Origin of the sequence: Pseudomonas sp. 18058, assembly GCF_902706155.1 — a bacterium.
GTDB lineage: Bacteria > Pseudomonadota > Gammaproteobacteria > Pseudomonadales > Pseudomonadaceae > Aquipseudomonas > Aquipseudomonas rustica.
Map to the genome: position 1 here is coordinate 23,892 of NZ_CACSJY010000032.1, position 15,701 is coordinate 39,592.

18 protein-coding genes are annotated in these 15,701 nt (G+C 59.9%); 6 read left to right on the top strand and 12 right to left on the bottom strand.

What is annotated here, in order from left to right; genetic code table 11:
• Positions 1-55: 55 nt before the first annotated feature.
• From hemA to GVL50_RS17970, 6 genes are all read left to right on the top strand, one after another.
• Entirely contained in the window at positions 56-1,342 is a 1,287-nt protein-coding gene (gene hemA / locus GVL50_RS17945) for a glutamyl-tRNA reductase (protein ID WP_053123763.1), read from the top strand.
• Positions 1,339-2,421 (top strand): peptide chain release factor 1, encoded by a 1,083-nt coding sequence (gene prfA / locus GVL50_RS17950; RefSeq protein ID WP_053123761.1) that lies wholly within the window; start codon positions 1,339-1,341, stop codon positions 2,419-2,421. Before hemA ends, prfA begins: the two co-directional genes overlap by 4 nt.
• On the top strand, positions 2,422-3,252 hold the full coding sequence (gene prmC, locus GVL50_RS17955) for a peptide chain release factor N(5)-glutamine methyltransferase (RefSeq protein ID WP_159814617.1): 831 nt from the start codon (positions 2,422-2,424) through the stop codon (positions 3,250-3,252). It abuts the gene before it with no gap.
• The gene (locus tag GVL50_RS17960) at positions 3,246-4,001 is read left to right on the top strand and encodes a molybdopterin-synthase adenylyltransferase MoeB (RefSeq protein WP_159814618.1); all 756 of its coding nucleotides are present in this window, start codon (positions 3,246-3,248) and stop codon (positions 3,999-4,001) included. Before prmC ends, GVL50_RS17960 begins: the two co-directional genes overlap by 7 nt.
• A complete protein-coding gene (gene murI, locus GVL50_RS17965; protein ID WP_159814619.1) occupies positions 3,994-4,785 on the top strand; it encodes a glutamate racemase in 792 nt (263 codons plus the stop codon). Before GVL50_RS17960 ends, murI begins: the two co-directional genes overlap by 8 nt.
• 112 nt (positions 4,786-4,897) lie before the next feature.
• Positions 4,898-5,416, top strand: coding sequence for an acyloxyacyl hydrolase (locus GVL50_RS17970; RefSeq protein ID WP_053123753.1), 519 nt, complete (start codon positions 4,898-4,900; stop codon positions 5,414-5,416).
• Positions 5,417-5,511: 95 nt separating this feature from the next.
• On the opposite strand, the gene GVL50_RS17975 is transcribed toward GVL50_RS17970, so the two are convergent.
• The 12 genes from GVL50_RS17975 to GVL50_RS18030 form a co-directional block, all read right to left on the bottom strand.
• Entirely contained in the window at positions 5,512-5,817 is a 306-nt protein-coding gene (locus GVL50_RS17975; protein ID WP_053123751.1) for a YkgJ family cysteine cluster protein, read from the bottom strand.
• Positions 5,818-5,869: 52 nt separating this feature from the next.
• A complete protein-coding gene (locus tag GVL50_RS17980; protein WP_159814620.1) occupies positions 5,870-6,361 on the bottom strand; it encodes a DUF2878 domain-containing protein in 492 nt (163 codons plus the stop codon).
• Positions 6,354-7,619 (bottom strand): cyclopropane-fatty-acyl-phospholipid synthase family protein, encoded by a 1,266-nt coding sequence (locus tag GVL50_RS17985; RefSeq protein WP_159814621.1) that lies wholly within the window; start codon positions 7,617-7,619, stop codon positions 6,354-6,356. The genes GVL50_RS17980 and GVL50_RS17985 overlap by 8 nt, the downstream gene beginning before the upstream one ends.
• The gene (locus tag GVL50_RS17990; protein ID WP_053123744.1) at positions 7,606-8,421 is read right to left on the bottom strand and encodes a DUF1365 domain-containing protein; all 816 of its coding nucleotides are present in this window, start codon (positions 8,419-8,421) and stop codon (positions 7,606-7,608) included. Before GVL50_RS17990 ends, GVL50_RS17985 begins: the two co-directional genes overlap by 14 nt.
• On the bottom strand, positions 8,418-9,665 hold the full coding sequence (locus tag GVL50_RS17995; protein ID WP_159814622.1) for an NAD(P)/FAD-dependent oxidoreductase: 1,248 nt from the start codon (positions 9,663-9,665) through the stop codon (positions 8,418-8,420). Before GVL50_RS17995 ends, GVL50_RS17990 begins: the two co-directional genes overlap by 4 nt.
• Positions 9,662-10,444, bottom strand: a complete 783-nt coding sequence (locus tag GVL50_RS18000) for an SDR family oxidoreductase (RefSeq protein ID WP_159814623.1) — start codon at positions 10,442-10,444, stop codon at positions 9,662-9,664. The genes GVL50_RS17995 and GVL50_RS18000 overlap by 4 nt, the downstream gene beginning before the upstream one ends.
• On the bottom strand, positions 10,441-10,863 hold the full coding sequence (locus GVL50_RS18005) for a nuclear transport factor 2 family protein (protein WP_053123738.1): 423 nt from the start codon (positions 10,861-10,863) through the stop codon (positions 10,441-10,443). Before GVL50_RS18005 ends, GVL50_RS18000 begins: the two co-directional genes overlap by 4 nt.
• Positions 10,856-12,301: a deoxyribodipyrimidine photo-lyase gene (phrB, locus tag GVL50_RS18010; RefSeq protein ID WP_159814624.1), complete on the bottom strand. Its 1,446-nt coding sequence runs from the start codon at positions 12,299-12,301 to the stop codon at positions 10,856-10,858. The genes GVL50_RS18005 and phrB overlap by 8 nt, the downstream gene beginning before the upstream one ends.
• A 16-nt stretch (positions 12,302-12,317) precedes the next feature.
• Positions 12,318-13,259 (bottom strand): MerR family transcriptional regulator, encoded by a 942-nt coding sequence (locus GVL50_RS18015; RefSeq protein WP_159814625.1) that lies wholly within the window; start codon positions 13,257-13,259, stop codon positions 12,318-12,320.
• On the bottom strand, positions 13,259-14,221 hold the full coding sequence (locus tag GVL50_RS18020; protein ID WP_159814626.1) for a DUF523 and DUF1722 domain-containing protein: 963 nt from the start codon (positions 14,219-14,221) through the stop codon (positions 13,259-13,261). Before GVL50_RS18020 ends, GVL50_RS18015 begins: the two co-directional genes overlap by 1 nt.
• A gap of 218 nt (positions 14,222-14,439) precedes the next feature.
• Positions 14,440-14,655: a TIGR02450 family Trp-rich protein gene (locus GVL50_RS18025; protein WP_159814627.1), complete on the bottom strand. Its 216-nt coding sequence runs from the start codon at positions 14,653-14,655 to the stop codon at positions 14,440-14,442.
• Entirely contained in the window at positions 14,652-15,638 is a 987-nt protein-coding gene (locus tag GVL50_RS18030; protein ID WP_053123729.1) for an NAD(P)/FAD-dependent oxidoreductase, read from the bottom strand. Before GVL50_RS18030 ends, GVL50_RS18025 begins: the two co-directional genes overlap by 4 nt.
• Positions 15,639-15,701: the final 63 nt, after the last annotated feature.

Below are 15,701 nucleotides of genomic sequence, written 5' to 3' on the forward strand. Positions count from 1 at the left end.
TGAATCTGACGAAGTAGGACAATTGCCGGCTTCACGTCACCACCAGCGACTTTGAATGGCCTTCCTTGCACTCGGTATCAACCACAAGACTGCTTCAGTAGACGTCCGCGAGCGCGTGGCTTTTACGCCTGAGCAACTGGTGGAGGCCTTGCAGCAGCTTTGCCGACTGACTGACAGCCGCGAAGCCGCGATCCTCTCCACCTGCAATCGCAGTGAGCTTTATATAGAACAGGATCAGCTTTCTGCCGATGTCGTCTTGCGCTGGCTGGCTGATTACCATCATTTAAGCCTCGATGAGCTGCGCGCGAGTGCTTATGTGCATGAAGATGATGCGGCAGTTCGTCACATGATGCGCGTCGCCTCCGGGCTCGACTCGCTGGTGTTGGGCGAACCGCAGATTCTCGGCCAAATGAAATCGGCCTACGCCGTGGCCCGCGAGGCCGGCACCATCGGCCCGCTGCTGGGGCGATTGTTTCAGGCGACATTCAATGCCGCCAAGCAGGTGCGCACCGACACCGCCATCGGCGAAAACCCGGTATCGGTGGCATTTGCCGCCGTCAGTCTGGCCAAACAGATTTTCAGTGATTTGCAACGCAGCCAGGCTTTGCTGATCGGCGCCGGCGAGACCATCACGCTGGTCGCCCGCCATTTGCACGAGCTGGGCGTCAAGCGCATCGTCGTCGCCAACCGCACGCTCGAACGCGCCAGTTTGCTCGCCGAACAGTTCGGCGCCCACGCGGTGTTGCTGTCGGACATCCCGGCAGAACTGGTGCGCAGCGATATCGTCATCAGTTCGACCGCCAGTCAGTTGCCGATTCTCGGCAAAGGCGCGGTCGAGAGCGCATTGAAACTGCGCAAGCACAAACCGATCTTCATGGTCGACATCGCGGTTCCCCGGGATATCGAACCGGAAGTCGGCGAACTGGACGATGTTTACCTGTATAGCGTCGACGATCTCCACGAAGTGGTCGCCGAAAACCTCAAGAGCCGCCAGGGCGCAGCGCAAGCCGCCGAAGAGATGGTTTCGGTCGGCGCCGACGATTTCATGGTGCGCCTGCGCGAACTCGCGGCGGTTGATGTGCTCAAGGCCTATCGTCAACAGAGTGAACGCCTGCGCGACGAGGAGCTGCAAAAAGCCCTGCGTCTGCTGGCCAATGGCGGCAACGCCGAAGACGTGCTCGGGCAACTGGCCCGTGGCCTGACCAATAAACTGTTGCATGCGCCCAGCGTGCAACTGAAAAAGCTTTCTGCCGAAGGCCGCCTCGATGCGCTGGCCATGGCCCAGGAACTCTTTGCCCTCGAGGGCTCACCGGATAGCTTTTCGGATAAAAAACCGCAATGAAAGCGTCACTGCACAATAAGCTGGACATCCTCCAGGATCGCTTCGAGGAACTGACCGCACTGCTCGGCGACGGCGAAGTCATTGCCGATCAGAGCAAATTCCGCGCCTATTCCAAGGAATACGCCGAAATCGAGCCGGTCGTACAAGGCTATAAAAAGCTCCTCAGCGTACAAAGCGATCTTGAAAGCGCGCAGGCGCTGCTCAAGGACAACGACCCGGACATGCGTGAAATGGCCGTGGAAGAAGTCCGCGAAGCCAAAGAATCGCTGATCACTTTGGAAGCCGACCTGCAACGCATGTTGTTGCCGAAGGATCCGAATGACGGGCGCAACGTCTTCCTCGAAATTCGCGCCGGCACCGGTGGCGACGAGGCGGCGATCTTCTCCGGCGACCTGTTCCGCATGTACTCGCGTTACGCCGAGCGTCGCGGCTGGCGCGTGGAGATCCTCTCGGAAAACGAAGGCGAACACGGCGGCTATAAAGAAGTCATCGCGCGCATCGAAGGCGACAATGTTTACGGCAAGCTGAAATTCGAATCCGGCGCGCACCGCGTTCAGCGTGTACCCGCCACCGAATCCCAGGGCCGTATCCACACCTCCGCGTGCACCGTGGCTGTGTTGCCCGAGCCGGACGAGCGCGAAGCGATCGAGATCAACCCGGCGGATTTGCGCGTCGACACGTTCCGCTCCTCCGGGGCCGGTGGTCAGCACGTCAACACCACCGACTCGGCGATCCGCATCACGCACATTCCGACCGGTACCGTCGTCGAGTGTCAGGAAGAGCGTTCCCAGCACAAGAACCGTGCCCGGGCGATGGCCTGGCTGTCGGCGAAACTCAACGATCAGCAAACCGCAGCGGCAGCGAATGCCATCGCCAGCGAGCGTAAATTGCTGGTCGGTTCCGGCGACCGCTCCGAACGCATTCGCACCTACAACTTTGCTCAGGGCCGGGTTACCGACCATCGCGTCAACCTGACCTTGTATTCCCTTGATGAAATTCTCGCCGGTGGCGTTGATGCGGTGATCGAGCCGTTGCTGGCCGAATACCAGGCTGATCAACTCGCAGCGATAGGTGAATAAATGACCATCATTGCCAGCCTGTTGCGCGCCGCCGAACTGCCGGACTCGGCCACTGCGCGTCTGGACGCCGAATTGCTTCTGGCCGCTGCACTGGGCAAGTCGCGCAGTTTTCTGCACACCTGGCCCGAGCGCATCGTGCCGAGTGACGCGGCGCTGACCTTTGCCGAATACCTGCAACGTCGCCGTGGCGGTGAGCCGGTGGCCTACATTCTTGGTCAGCAGGGTTTCTGGAAACTCGATCTGGAAGTCGCGCCGCACACGCTGATCCCGCGTCCGGACACTGAGTTGCTGGTAGAAGCGGCGCTGGAATTGCTGTCCGCGACCCCGGCCAAAGTGCTCGACCTCGGCACTGGCAGCGGCGCGATCGCCTTGGCTCTGGCCAGTGAACGTCCGGCGTGGAAAGTCACGGCGGTGGATCGCGTACTCGAAGCCGTGGCACTGGCCGAACGCAATCGTCAGCGCCTGCATTTGAACAATGCCACGGTGCTGAGCAGCCATTGGTTCAGCTCGCTGGCTGGTCAGCGTTTTCAGTTGATCATCAGCAACCCGCCGTATATTGCGGCGGCCGATCCGCATCTGGTCGAAGGCGATGTGCGCTTCGAGCCGGCCAGCGCCTTGGTCGCCGGTGAAGACGGCCTCGATGATCTGCGCTTGATCGTCGAACAGGCCCCGGAGTATCTCGAGGCCGGTGGCTGGCTGATGCTCGAACATGGCTATGATCAAGCCGAAGCCGTGCGCGATTTGTTGCTGACGCGCGGTTTTGAAGAAGTCCACAGCCGCACCGATCTGGGCGGCCATCAACGCATCAGTCTGGGACGCCTGCCGTGCTGAATGATCAGGAGTTGCTGCGCTACAGCCGGCAGATTCTGCTGCAACACATCGACATCGATGGCCAGTTGAAGCTCAAGGACAGTCGCGTGCTGATCGTCGGCCTCGGTGGTCTCGGCGCGCCGGTCGCCTTGTATCTGGCGGCGGCGGGTGTCGGTGAATTGCATCTGGCGGATTTCGACACGGTCGATCTGACCAACCTGCAACGCCAGATCATTCATGACACCGACAGCGTCGGCATGAGCAAGGTCGATTCGGCGCTCAAGCGTCTGAGCGCGATCAATCCGGAGATCCAGTTGATCGCCCACCGGCAGGCGCTGGACGAGGATTCTCTCGCCGCCGCCGTGACAGCGGTGGATCTGGTGCTCGACTGTTCCGATAATTTTTCTACGCGCGAGGCGGTCAACGCCGCGTGTGTGGCGGCGCGCAAACCGCTGGTCAGCGGCGCGGCGATTCGTCTTGAAGGGCAATTGTCGGTGTTCGACCCGCGCCGCGATGAGAGCCCGTGCTATCACTGCTTGTACGGCCACGGCAGCGAAGCCGAACTGACCTGCAGCGAAGCGGGTGTTGTCGGGCCGTTGGTGGGTCTGGTTGGCAGTCTGCAAGCGCTTGAAGCGTTGAAAGTGCTGGTTGGTTTCGGCGAGCCGCTGGTGGGCCGTTTGTTGCTGATCGATGCGCTGGGCTCGCGTTTCCGTGAGCTGCGCGTCAAGCGTGATCCGGGTTGCAGTGTCTGTGGCTCGCGCCATGCGTGAAGCGCCGATCGGCGTGTTCGATTCCGGTGTCGGCGGTCTGTCGGTACTGGCAGAAATCCAGCAGTTGTTGCCCAACGAATCGCTGCTCTATGTCGCCGATTGCGGGCACATTCCCTATGGCGAGAAAACCCCGGAATTTATCCGCCAGCGCTGCAGCGTGATTGCCGGTTTTTTCCGCGAGCAGGGCGCTAAGGCGTTGGTGTTGGCTTGCAACACGGCGACCGTCGCCGGGGTTGCCGATTTGCGTCGTGATTACCCGGACTGGCCGATTGTCGGCATGGAACCTGCGGTGAAACCGGCGGCGGCTGCGACCCGTAGCGGTGTGGTCGGCGTGCTCGCCACTACGGGCACTTTGCAGAGTGCCAAGTTCGCGGCATTACTCGATCGTTTCGCCACCGATGTGCGGGTGATTACCCAGCCTTGTCCCGGACTGGTCGAGCTGATTGAAAGCGGTGACCTGCACAGCGACACATTGCGCGCGTTGTTGAAAAGTTATGTCGATCCGTTGCTGGCCAACGGTTGCGACACGATCATTCTTGGTTGCACGCACTATCCCTTCCTCAAGCCGATGCTCAAATCGATGATCCCGGCGGATATCAGTTTGATCGACACCGGCGCCGCTGTGGCGCGGCAACTTCAACGGCTGCTGGCCGAGCGCGATCTGCTGGCTGAGGGGCCGAACCGATCGGTCAGATTCTGGACGAGCGCGGATCTGCAGTCCTTCAAAAATGTCCTGCCGTTGCTGGGGCAAACCGCAAATGATGTGCAAAACTTCGGTTTGTGAAAAAAACGTGAAATAAGCTGAAATTCGTCTGAACTTCTATTCAGGCGCAGACTTCTATAGCGTTGTGTTAACCAGAAAACCAAACGATCGTTCCGGAAAGGGAAGTTTCAAAGTGAAGCGACTATTCTGCTTGGCCGCGATTGCGGCCGCACTAATGGGGCAAAGCATTACTGCACAAGCGGCAGGTGTTGAATTTGCGGTGGGGGCCACCAGCGATTCGACCATGACCTACCGCCTGGGGATGAATTTTGATTGGGATCAGAGCTGGCTGCAGAGCGACGTCGGTCGCCTGACCGGTTACTGGAGCGGCGCCTATACCTATTGGGAAGGTGACAAGACCTCCAGCAACAACAGCCTGTCGTTCTCGCCGGTATTTGTTTACGAGTTTGCCGGCCAGTCGGTCAAACCGTACGTTGAAGCGGGGATCGGCGTTGCCGCGTTCTCCAACACCAAGTACGAATCCAACAACATTGGCGGCTCGCTCCAGTTCGAAGACCGTATCGGTTTTGGTCTGCGTTTCAATGGCGGGCATGAAGTCGGGATCCGTGCGACGCACTATTCCAACGCCGGCCTGGCCAGCAGTAACGACGGCGTAGAAAGCTACGCGCTGCACTACACAATGCCGTTGTAAGCAAGATCAAAAGATCGCAGCCTTCGGCAGCTCCTACAGGTGAAACACAATCCCATGTAGGAGCTGCCGAAGGCTGCGATCTTTTGTTTTTTGGATCAGCGGTACGCAGTGGTAATGCCTTGGCGTTCTTCGAGGCACTCGGGGGCGCCCATTTCGAATTCGCGGCAGATCAGCGGGCGTTTTTCGTAGATCGTGCACATCATCGTGTCGCGATCCAGCGCCGCGCACCAGCCGTCGTCCAGACGCAGCATCACTTCGCCGCCCCACTCATCGGTATCGATAAAGCGATCAGGCACGCCGGTGTCGGTGATCAGCATCACTTCGAGCTGGCAGCAGCACGCCGCGCAGGTCGAGCAGGTGACTGCAGGCTCGGTGATTTGCTGGTGGGGAATGGTTTTCATGGCGGCAGTGTAAGGCAGTCGCCGCGGTGCGTGTGATTGGTCTGACAGACGCTCAGCCCGCCAACCGCCGCGCCATAGAGTGCAAAAGCGGAAACAACAGTGCCCAGAGCAGGCCGATGCCAATCAGTGTCGGTAATTCGCCGTAGGGAAATTGCACCCCGGCCAGTCGTCCACCGCCGTAATACGACAACGCGCCACCCACCGCGCCCAATCCACTCGCTAGCCACCAGGGCCGACCACTCCATTGCAGACAGTGCCGCAACGTGGTCGCAAGCAACGCCCACAGCAGCATCAGCCACAACGGAATCAGCGGCGATTGATCCTGAAACTCAAACACGCCGACGCCGCGCAAAACACTGTCCACCGCCGTGCCGACAATCACCACGCTGAGAATCAAACGTCCCTCAGCCGCCCAACTGCTGATCCAGCGCAGATGAATCACCAGCACTGCCAGCGCTAGCAACAACCACAAACTGTTGCCGCCGATTACACAGGTCAGCCAGCCGATCTGGAACAACACGGCATTGGCGACGCGCTCAAGCATCGAAGCGGCCAAGCAATGGCGCAGTCATCGCCGCGGGTTTGGCCAGCAGCAATTGCGCGGTGCCGATGGTGCGTTCGAGGAAACCACCTTCGCAGTAGCACAGGTAAAACTCCCACAGCCGCAGGAAATAATCGTCGTAACCCAGCTCGGTCAAACGGCCATGGGCGCGGCGGAAGTTCTCGTGCCACAGGCGCAGGGTCTTGGCGTAATGCAGGCCGAAATCTTCCATGTGCAGCAGGTTCATGTCGGTGTCGCGGCTGACCACTTCGAGCATCTTCTGCACACAGGGCAGGGCGCCACCGGGGAAGATGTAGCGCTGAATGAAGTCGACGCCGCGTTTGGCCTGCTCGTAGCGTTGCTCACGAATGGTGATCGCCTGGATCAGCATCAAACCGTTGCTCTTGAGCAAGTGCGCGCACTGTTTGAAATAGGTCGGCAGGAAGCGATGGCCGACCGCTTCGATCATCTCGATCGACACCAGTTTGTCGTACTCGCCCGTGAGGTCGCGGTAGTCCTCCAGCAGTAGCGTCACTTGATCCTGCAAACCGAGTTGTTCGATGCGTTGGGCGGTGAAGGCGTACTGCTCTTTCGACAGCGTCGTGGTGGTGACGCGGCAACCGTAATTCTGTGCGGCGTAAAGCGCCATGCTGCCCCAACCAGTGCCAATCTCGAGCAAATGGTCGCTGGGCTTGAGCGCGAGCTTCTGGCAGATGCGCTCCAGTTTGTTCAGTTGCGCCTGCTCCAGCGTGTCTTCGGGAGTAAGAAATTGCGCCGCCGAATACATCATGGTCGGGTCGAGAAACTGTTCGAACAGATCGTTGCCGAGGTCGTAATGCGCCGCGATGTTCTTCTGCGAACCCTTGCGTGTATTGCGATTGAGCCAGTGCAGACCTTGCACCAACGGCCGACTGATGCGGGCCAGTCCGCCCTCCATCGCATCGAGCACCTCAAGGTTGCTGACGAACACACGCACCACCGCCGTCAGATCCGGCGAACTCCAGTAACCGTGGATAAACGCCTCGCCCGCGCCGATCGAGCCATTACTGGCAACCATGCCCCACAGGGCCGAATCCAGCACATGGATTTCCCCAAGCAAGGCACTGCCCGGCGTACCAAACGTCAAGCGTTCGCCATCCTCGACCACCAGCAATTGCCCGTGTTTGAGCTGACCCAATTGACGCAATACGCCACGGCGCAGCAACGAACCGGTCAAACCGTTGGTGCTGAGCCGACTGACCGACAGGCTAGAGGATTTCATGGCGGTGCTCCTTGGGAGGCACAGTGGCGGTTTGAAAGCTGCCGTCAGCAGCCTGATGAGCAAAGATCGGTACGCGTTTAAGCAACAGCCGCAGCGCTTGCCAGTAAATGGCCAACGCGGTTTTCGCGGTCATCCACGGGAAGCGTTTCAGGTAGCGATGCAGGCTGCGACGGTCGAGGGCTTCGCGTTGCAGATTGAGCGTCGCGTCGAACAGTTTTTCCTCGCCCTGCCAGTCGGCCATGTGCACGCCGAGATTTTTCGCGGCGGGGCTGAAGCTCATGCGGTATTCGAGGTCGCGCGGCAGAAACGGCGAAACGTGAAAGGCCTTGGCCACGGCAAAATGCTGGTGGAAATCCTGCAGATTGCTCGGCGCACGGGCCGGCAACACATAGTGATAACGCTCCCGCCACGGCGTGTTGGTGACTTCGCAGACAATCGCTGCCAGTTGCCCATCGGCCTCGTGGCAATAAAAGAAACTCACCGGATTGAACGACAAACCCCAACTGCGCGCTTGGGTCAGCAGACAGATCGCGCCTTGCGGTTCGTGACCGATGGCGGCGCCGACCTGTTGGCGTACTGCATCAATCAAGCGCACGCCGCGACTGGTGAAGGATTTGAGGTAGTCAGTTTCACGAAAGGAGAACGGTGCAAATCGGCTGCGACCTGCCAGCGGCGACAGCGCGAGTACGGCGTCCTGCTCGCTGAGATCGAGATAGAGCAAGCCGATCTTGTAGCGAAATTGATGCTTGCGCGGCGAGAAGCGCCGATGGCCGATCCAGCCGCTATAAAGGGCGCTGTTCATAAGGTTTCCCCGAACGCCGAAGCCACGCGCAACGCACTGACCACACCGTCTTCATGGAAACCATTGGCCCAGTAAGCGCCGCAAAAATGCGTGTGTTGCGCGCCATCCAGTTCCGCCCAGCGATTCTGCGCCGCTACCGCCGCGAGGCTGTATTGCGGATGAGCGTAGGTGTATCTGGCGAGCACTTTGAACGGGCTGATGCCGGCGCTCTGGTTGAGGCTGACGCAGAACGTGGTGTCGCTCTGAATGCCTTGCAGGATGTTCATGTCGTAAGTGACGGCGGCGTGAGTGTGGCCGGCGCCGCTAAGCCGATAATTCCAGCTGGCCCAGGCCAGTTTGCGAGTCGGCAGCAAACGCGTGTCGGTGTGCAGCACCACTTCATTGTCGGCGTAGGGCAGGGCGCCGAGGATCTCGCGTTCGGCATCGCTCGGCTCGGCGAGCAATTGCAGGGCCTGATCGCTGTGGCAGGCGAACACCACTTTGTCGAACTGCTCGCTGCCCGCCGCGCTGTGGATAACTACGCCGTGCTCGTCACGATCAACCCGCGTTACCGGGCAATTGAGTCGGATCTTGTCTTTGAACGCGGCGGTCAGCGGCGCAATGTAAGCGCTGGAACCGCCCTCGATCACCCGCCATTGCGGACGATTGCTCACCGACAACAGCCCGTGATTCTTGAAGAAGCGCACAAAGAATTGCAGCGGAAAATTGAGCATCTCGGCCATCGGCATCGACCAGATCGCCGCGCCCATCGGCACGATGTAATGCAGGATGAAACGCTCGCCGTAGTTGCCTGCTTTCAGGTAATCGTTGAGGGTCATGTCGCTGGAAATGCGCAGTTCGGCGAGGTCGCGCTGGGCTTCTTTATTGAAGCGCAGAATGTCGCGCAACATGCCCCAGAACCCCGGCGACAACAGATTGCTGCGCTGGGCGAACAGGCTGTTGAAATTGTTGCCGTTGTATTCCAGACCGGTGTCCGGGTCGCTCACCGAAAAACTCATTTCGGTGGCTTTGAACGGCACGCCGAGCTGGCCGAGCAAGCGGATGAAATTCGGGTACGTCCAGTCGTTGAACACGATAAACCCGGTGTCCACCGCGTACTGCTGGCCGTCGACCGTCACTTCGACCGTGTGCGTGTGGCCACCGACCCAGTCGCTGGCCTCGAACACGTGCACGTCATGTCGGCGATTGAGCAGGTGGGCGCAGGTGAGCCCGGCGATCCCGCTGCCGACGATGGCGATTTTCATGCTGGATCTCGCAGCGGCGGCGACTTGCGCACCATGCGCTTGCCGATCGCCAGTTGCAGGCTGGCGGGCAATTTCGACAGCGGCCACAGCGCCGCCATGAACAGCGCCGGAAAGGCGATTTCCAGTGGCCGATCCTTGAGCTTGGCGAAGATGTGCCGCGCGGCTTTATCCACAGGCCAACTGAGCGGCATCGGGAAATCGTTCCTCGCGGTCAGCGGCGTTTCGACGAAACCGGGGCTGACGATGGTGACTTCGATGCCTTCATCCGCCAGATCGATGCGCAGCGATTCGAACAGGTAACGCAGCCCGGCCTTCGACGCGCCATAGGCTTCGGCCCGAGGCAGCGGCAAGTACGTCACCGAACTGGCGACGCCGATCAGATGCGGCGCAGTGCCTTTGCGCAACAGCGGCAGGGCGGCTTCGATGCAGTAGCTGCTGGCGAGCAGATTGGTGCGCACCACGTGCTCGATGATCGACGCGTCGAACTGCTTGGCGTCGACATATTCACAAGTGCCGGCGTTGAGAATCACCGAATCCAGCGAGCCCCAGACTTCAGCGATCTGCTCACCGATTTCGCGCACGGTCTGACTGTTGGTCAAATCCCCCGGCACCACTAAAACCTGGCCCGGATAGCGTTGCGACAAGACTTTCAGTGCCGCGACCGAGCGCGAGCTGACCGCCAGGTGCGCGCCGCTTTTCAGAATCTCTTCAGCGAGCGCCGCGCCGATGCCACTGCTGGCCCCGGTCAACCAATAGCGCCGTGGAGGTGTACGACTCATCCCATTCTCCTTTTTAGCCAGGCGATGACCCGGCCCAATACGGGTAAATGTTCATACAACAGCGCCCCGGCATCGAAGTAATCCCGGTGGCGATAAACCTTGTCGCGCCAGAGCAGATGCGAGCAGCCGCTGACGCGAATCACCTGACCACTCGCCAGACGCGGATGGCGGTAACTCATGACCCAGCGCAGATAGCCTTCGCCGTCGCTGATCTGATCGAAGCCATGAAAATCAAACCGCAGCTCGCTGACGTTGGCGTACAGCTCGCTGAAATAATCGTGCAGTTGCTTGAGCCCCTGCACTTCGTGCAACGGGTCGGTGAAATGAATGTCATCGCTGTACAGCTCGCCCAGCCGGTGCAGGTTGTCTTTGTTCAACTCGCAAAATTGTTGGGCGAAGCGGCGCAGGAATTCACTCATCACTGCCCTCCATTGCCGTGCGCGATGGCAGGCTCTTGAACGCGGCCAGTGCGCGCTCGCGGGAGGCGCTGAGATTGACGATTGGCGACGGATAATCGGCGACGCCAAACAGCCCGCCAAGGTTGGCCGGGTTGTGGATTTCCTTTTTGTTCAACCCGGCGAGTTCCGGCAGCCAGTGCTTGATGAACAGGCCTTCGTTGTCGAATTTTTCCGACTGGCTCAACGGATTGAAAATGCGGAAGTACGGCGCGGAATCGGTGCCGGTCGATGAGCTCCATTGCCAGCCACCGTTGTTCGCCGCCAGATCGCCGTCGATCAGATGACGCATGAAAAAGCGCTCGCCTTCACGCCAATCGATCAACAGGTTTTTGGTCAGGAACATCGCCACGACCATGCGCAGACGGTTGTGCATCCAGCCGGTTTCGAGCAATTGGCGCATCGCCGCGTCGATGATCGGCAGGCCGGTGCGCGCTTCTTGCCAAGCCTTGAGTTCCTCCGGCGCATCACGCCAGGCCAAGGCCTCGGTTTCCGGGCGGAAAGAACGGTGACGCGAAACCCGTGGGTAGCCGACCAGAATGTGTTTGTAGAACTCGCGCCAGAGCAGTTCGTTGATCCAGGTGACAGCGCCGACGTTGCCGCTTTCGAATTCGCCCTGATTGCTTTGCAACGCGGCGTGCAGGCATTGGCGCGGTGAGATCACGCCAGCGGCGAGGTATGCCGAGAGCTGACTGGTGCCGGGTTTGGCCGGGAAGTCGCGTTCACTTTTGTAGTATTCGATCTGCGCGTCGGTGAAGGTGTCGAGGCGGCGGCGCGCTTCTTCTTCACCGGCCGGCCACAGGGCTTGCAGGGATTCGCTTGGGGTGGCGAAGCCTTTGACCGAGTCAGGAATCGGGTCGCTGTCGACCTTGAGTGTTGCCTGTTTGCCGGGCGCCTTGACCAGCGCTGGCATCGAGCGGTGCAGGCGTTCGTAGCAGACCTTTCTGAACTGGCTGAACACCTTGAAATAGGTCTCGGTTTTAGTCAGCACGGTGCCCGGTTTGAACAGCAGTTGATCGAGGTAGCTGTGAAACTCGATGCCTTTGGCTTGCAGGCTTTCCGCCACGGCGGCATCGCGACGACTTTCGTGGACGCCGTATTCTTCGTTGACGTGAACCGCTTCGACTTTCAGTTCGCGGCACAGCTTGAGCAGCTCCGCTGGAGCCTGATCCCAATGATTGGCAGTGCGGATCAACAAGGGGATGTTCAGCTCGCCGAGGCTGTTGCTCAGTTCTTTGAGATTGCGTAACCAGAAGTCGACCTTGCACGCGGCATCGTCGTGTTCCAGCCACTGCTGCGGGCTCAACAGGTACACGGCCACGGTCGGGCCGCGGGCTGCGGCGGCCGAGAGGGCGGTGTTGTCGTGTTGGCGCAAGTCGCTGCGCAGCCAGATCAATTGCATGACATTGAACCCATCATTAAATCAGTCCACGCTGAACGAGTACCTGGTGCGCTGACAGCGCATCTTCAGCCAGGTACACATCAGCGATCTCGGAAGTTCTTACGGACAACTCGGCGTGGTGGATGCATACCGTTGGTCCGACAATCATTTTTGTGCAACTGACTCCGTTCAGTAGCTTGGGCAGGTAGGTAAGGTTCATGGCCTTGCTTGAATAGAGCAGCACGCCACGGGCTTGCAGGTGTTCGACGGCCAGCGCCAGTTCGCCGGCCGGTAACGGCCAGTCAAACACCTGCACCGGGCAATCGGCGCTGCTGATCAGCCACGCGCATAGCCACAGATGAGGTTCCAGTGGCAGGTCGGAGTGGTTGATCAACAGCAGCGGTGCGGCGTGCAACTGACGATTGTTATGGTAGATGCGCGCACCGAATTTGCTGCGCAGCCAGGAAAAAAAGAACGTGCGCTCCATCTGCGCACCGAATTGGCCCTGCCAGCGTTGTTCGAGCTCAGCCAGCAGCGGCATCAACAACTGCTCACACAAGGTGCGCGGCGGGTACAGCGCCATCGCTTGGTTGACGCTGTCGTCGAGGTTGCGTTCGTTGAGCTGGGTGACGGCGGCGAGCAATGTTTGACGCAGGCGTTGCCAATCGTTTTCCACCGGTTCGCTGAAGGCTTGCGGGGTGTCGAGCAGCGGCTTGACCTGGCTGACTGCAACGCCACGATTGAGCCAGGTCAGGATCGCCAGAATTCGTTGCACATGTTCAGCCGAATACAGTCGATGGCCCTTGGGCGTGCGTTGCGGCACGATCAGCCCGTAGCGACGTTCCCACGCGCGCAAAGTGATCGCGTTGACGCCGGTTTGCCGCGCGACTTCGCGGATCGGCAACCAGCCTTCATCAAGAGCTTTCTTGAAATCGGCGCCGAGGTCTTCCTGGGCGCTGGAGTCGAGTTTGTCGTTCATCAGATGGCGTTTCGCAGGCTGAGGTTTTCCGGGTGCGGTTGCAGGTAAACCTGTTGCGCGATGTACGGATCGGGGTGTTGGCGAAAGTGATGCTTGAGCAGCGTCAACGGCACCACCAGCGGCACGATGCCGAGGCGGTATTGATCGATGACGTGCACCATTTCCTGTTTGTCTTCGGCGCTGATCACCTGTTTCAGATAACCGCTGATGTGCAGCAGCACGTTGCAGTGCGTGCCGCGCGTGGCGCATTTTTTCAGCGCGGCCATCAGTTCGCTGAAGTAGCGCGGACCGAGTTCGACGGGATCGGTGTGCGCCATGTTGCCCAGCAGTTTGCCCAACGCTTTGTATTGCAGCGGGTTGTGGGCCATCAGCAAGTATTTGTAGCGCGAGTGAAATTCGGTGAGGGCGCGACGGCTCAGGCCATCGGCGAGTACCTGCTGCCAGGCGCTGTAGGCAAACACGCGGGTGATGAAGTTTTCCCGCAGCACCGGGTCGTTGAGACGCCCGGCTTCTTCCACGGGCAAATCCGGGTGTTGCGCGCAGAAGGCTTGGGCGTAAATGCCACGCCCGCCGCCATTCACCGGAGCGCCGTTGGCGTGATAAACCTTGACCCGCTCCAGCCCGCAGGACGGCGATTGCTGCATAAAGATGTAGCCGCAGATGTCATCAAGTTCAGCGGCCATTTTCTCGCCGTATTCGGCCAGTGGCTGGGTGACGTTGATCGCCGGATTGACTGTGCCGATGGCTTCAGGATTCTCTGGATCACCGACGAGGCGAATCGGCTCGCGGGGAATGCCGAGGCCGATAGCGACTTCCGGGCAAACCGGGGCGAATTCGAAATATTCAGTGAGGGTGCGGCTGCACAGGCGCGATTCCTTGTGGCCACCGTTGTAGCGCACCTCGGCACCCAACAGGCAGGCACTGATGGCGATTTTCGGTTTGGCGGCGGGCAGGGCAAGCATAGGCACCTCGAATCTAAACCTGTACAGAGTGCAATCTCTGTACAACATTGCGTTAGCATAGATTCAAAGGTGTACAAGTCAAATTGTTTGTATAACTTTTTGCGCGATCACCCTCGTAGGAGCAAAGCTTGCTCGCGAAAGCTATTTCATATTCGATATCAACGCTGAATGAAAAGACGCTTTCGCGAGCAAGCTTTGCTCCTACAAAAGCGAAGGCGTTATTGCCAGCCCAATACCCAGTTGTCGTTGTTCTTGAGGATTTGCCAATCGAGGCGTTCGGCGCGCTTGGTCAGCACCGCCTGCAACTCAACTTCCAGCACCGTGCCTTCCTCATCGCGGAACAATTCGGTCACCAGAAAATGCTTTTCGCGATTCTGCGGGTGGGCTGCTGTCCATTTCGACAGCAGCAATTTGCGCGGGTTGATGCGGTTCATTGCAGGTGTTCGTGCAAGCGGCGCGCAGCCTCCTGACCACTCAGCCATGCACCCTCCACACGCCCGGACAGGCACCAGTCGCCGCAGGCATACAAGCCCAGATCGGCATCGGCCAGCGTGCCCCATTCGTGCCCCGTTGCCGGGCGTGCATAGAGCCAGCGATGGGCGAGGCTGAAGCTCGGCGCCGGCATCGCGCTGTGCAGCAATTCAGCGAACGCACCGTGCAGATGCTCGATCACCGCTTCCTTGGACAGATCGATGTGTTGCCGACTCCAGGCGCTGGTCGCGTGCAGCACCCAGGTGTCGAGGGTGTTGTCGCGCCCGGGTTTGCTGCGGTTGCGCGCCAGCCAGTCGAGCGGGCTGTCCTGCACGAAGCAGCCTTCGATTGGCGTATCCAAAGGCGTGTCGAAGGCGAGGGCAACGGCCCATGTCGGATCCATCTTCACCCCGGCAGCGGCGCCGGCGAGCTTCGGTGCCGCGGCCAATAATGCGGTGGCTTGCGGCGCCGGCGTGGCGATCACCACGTGGCTGAAGGGGCCGTGGGTGAAGCCTTCGGCGTCCTGCAAATGCCAGTGCTCTTCACCGCGAAAAACTTCGGTGATGCGGCAGGCGAAATGCACTTCCAGACCGTCGAGCAAACCACGGGTGATGGCGCTCATGCGCGGCGCGCCGACCCAGCGTGTCTGCTCGTCCGGCGACAGGTTCAGTTGCCCGCCCTGATAGGTGTAGAGCTGCGGCGTCCACTCGGCGACCCAGCCCTGGCTTTGCCAACGCTGTACTTCGGTGACGAAGCGACGGTCGCGGGCGGTGAAATATTGCGCGCCCATGTCCAGCGAACCGGCGTCGCTGCGCTTGCTCGACATGCGCCCGCCACTGCCGCGGCTTTTATCGAACAGTTGCACGGTATGCCCGGTCTCTGTCAGAGCCTGGGCGGCGGAGAGCCCGGCGATGCCGGTGCCGATGATTGCGATAGGTACAGTCATAGGGGCCTCGTTTACCTTTCTGTACAGACTACGCCGTGATTGAAACCTGTACAATTTTGTTTT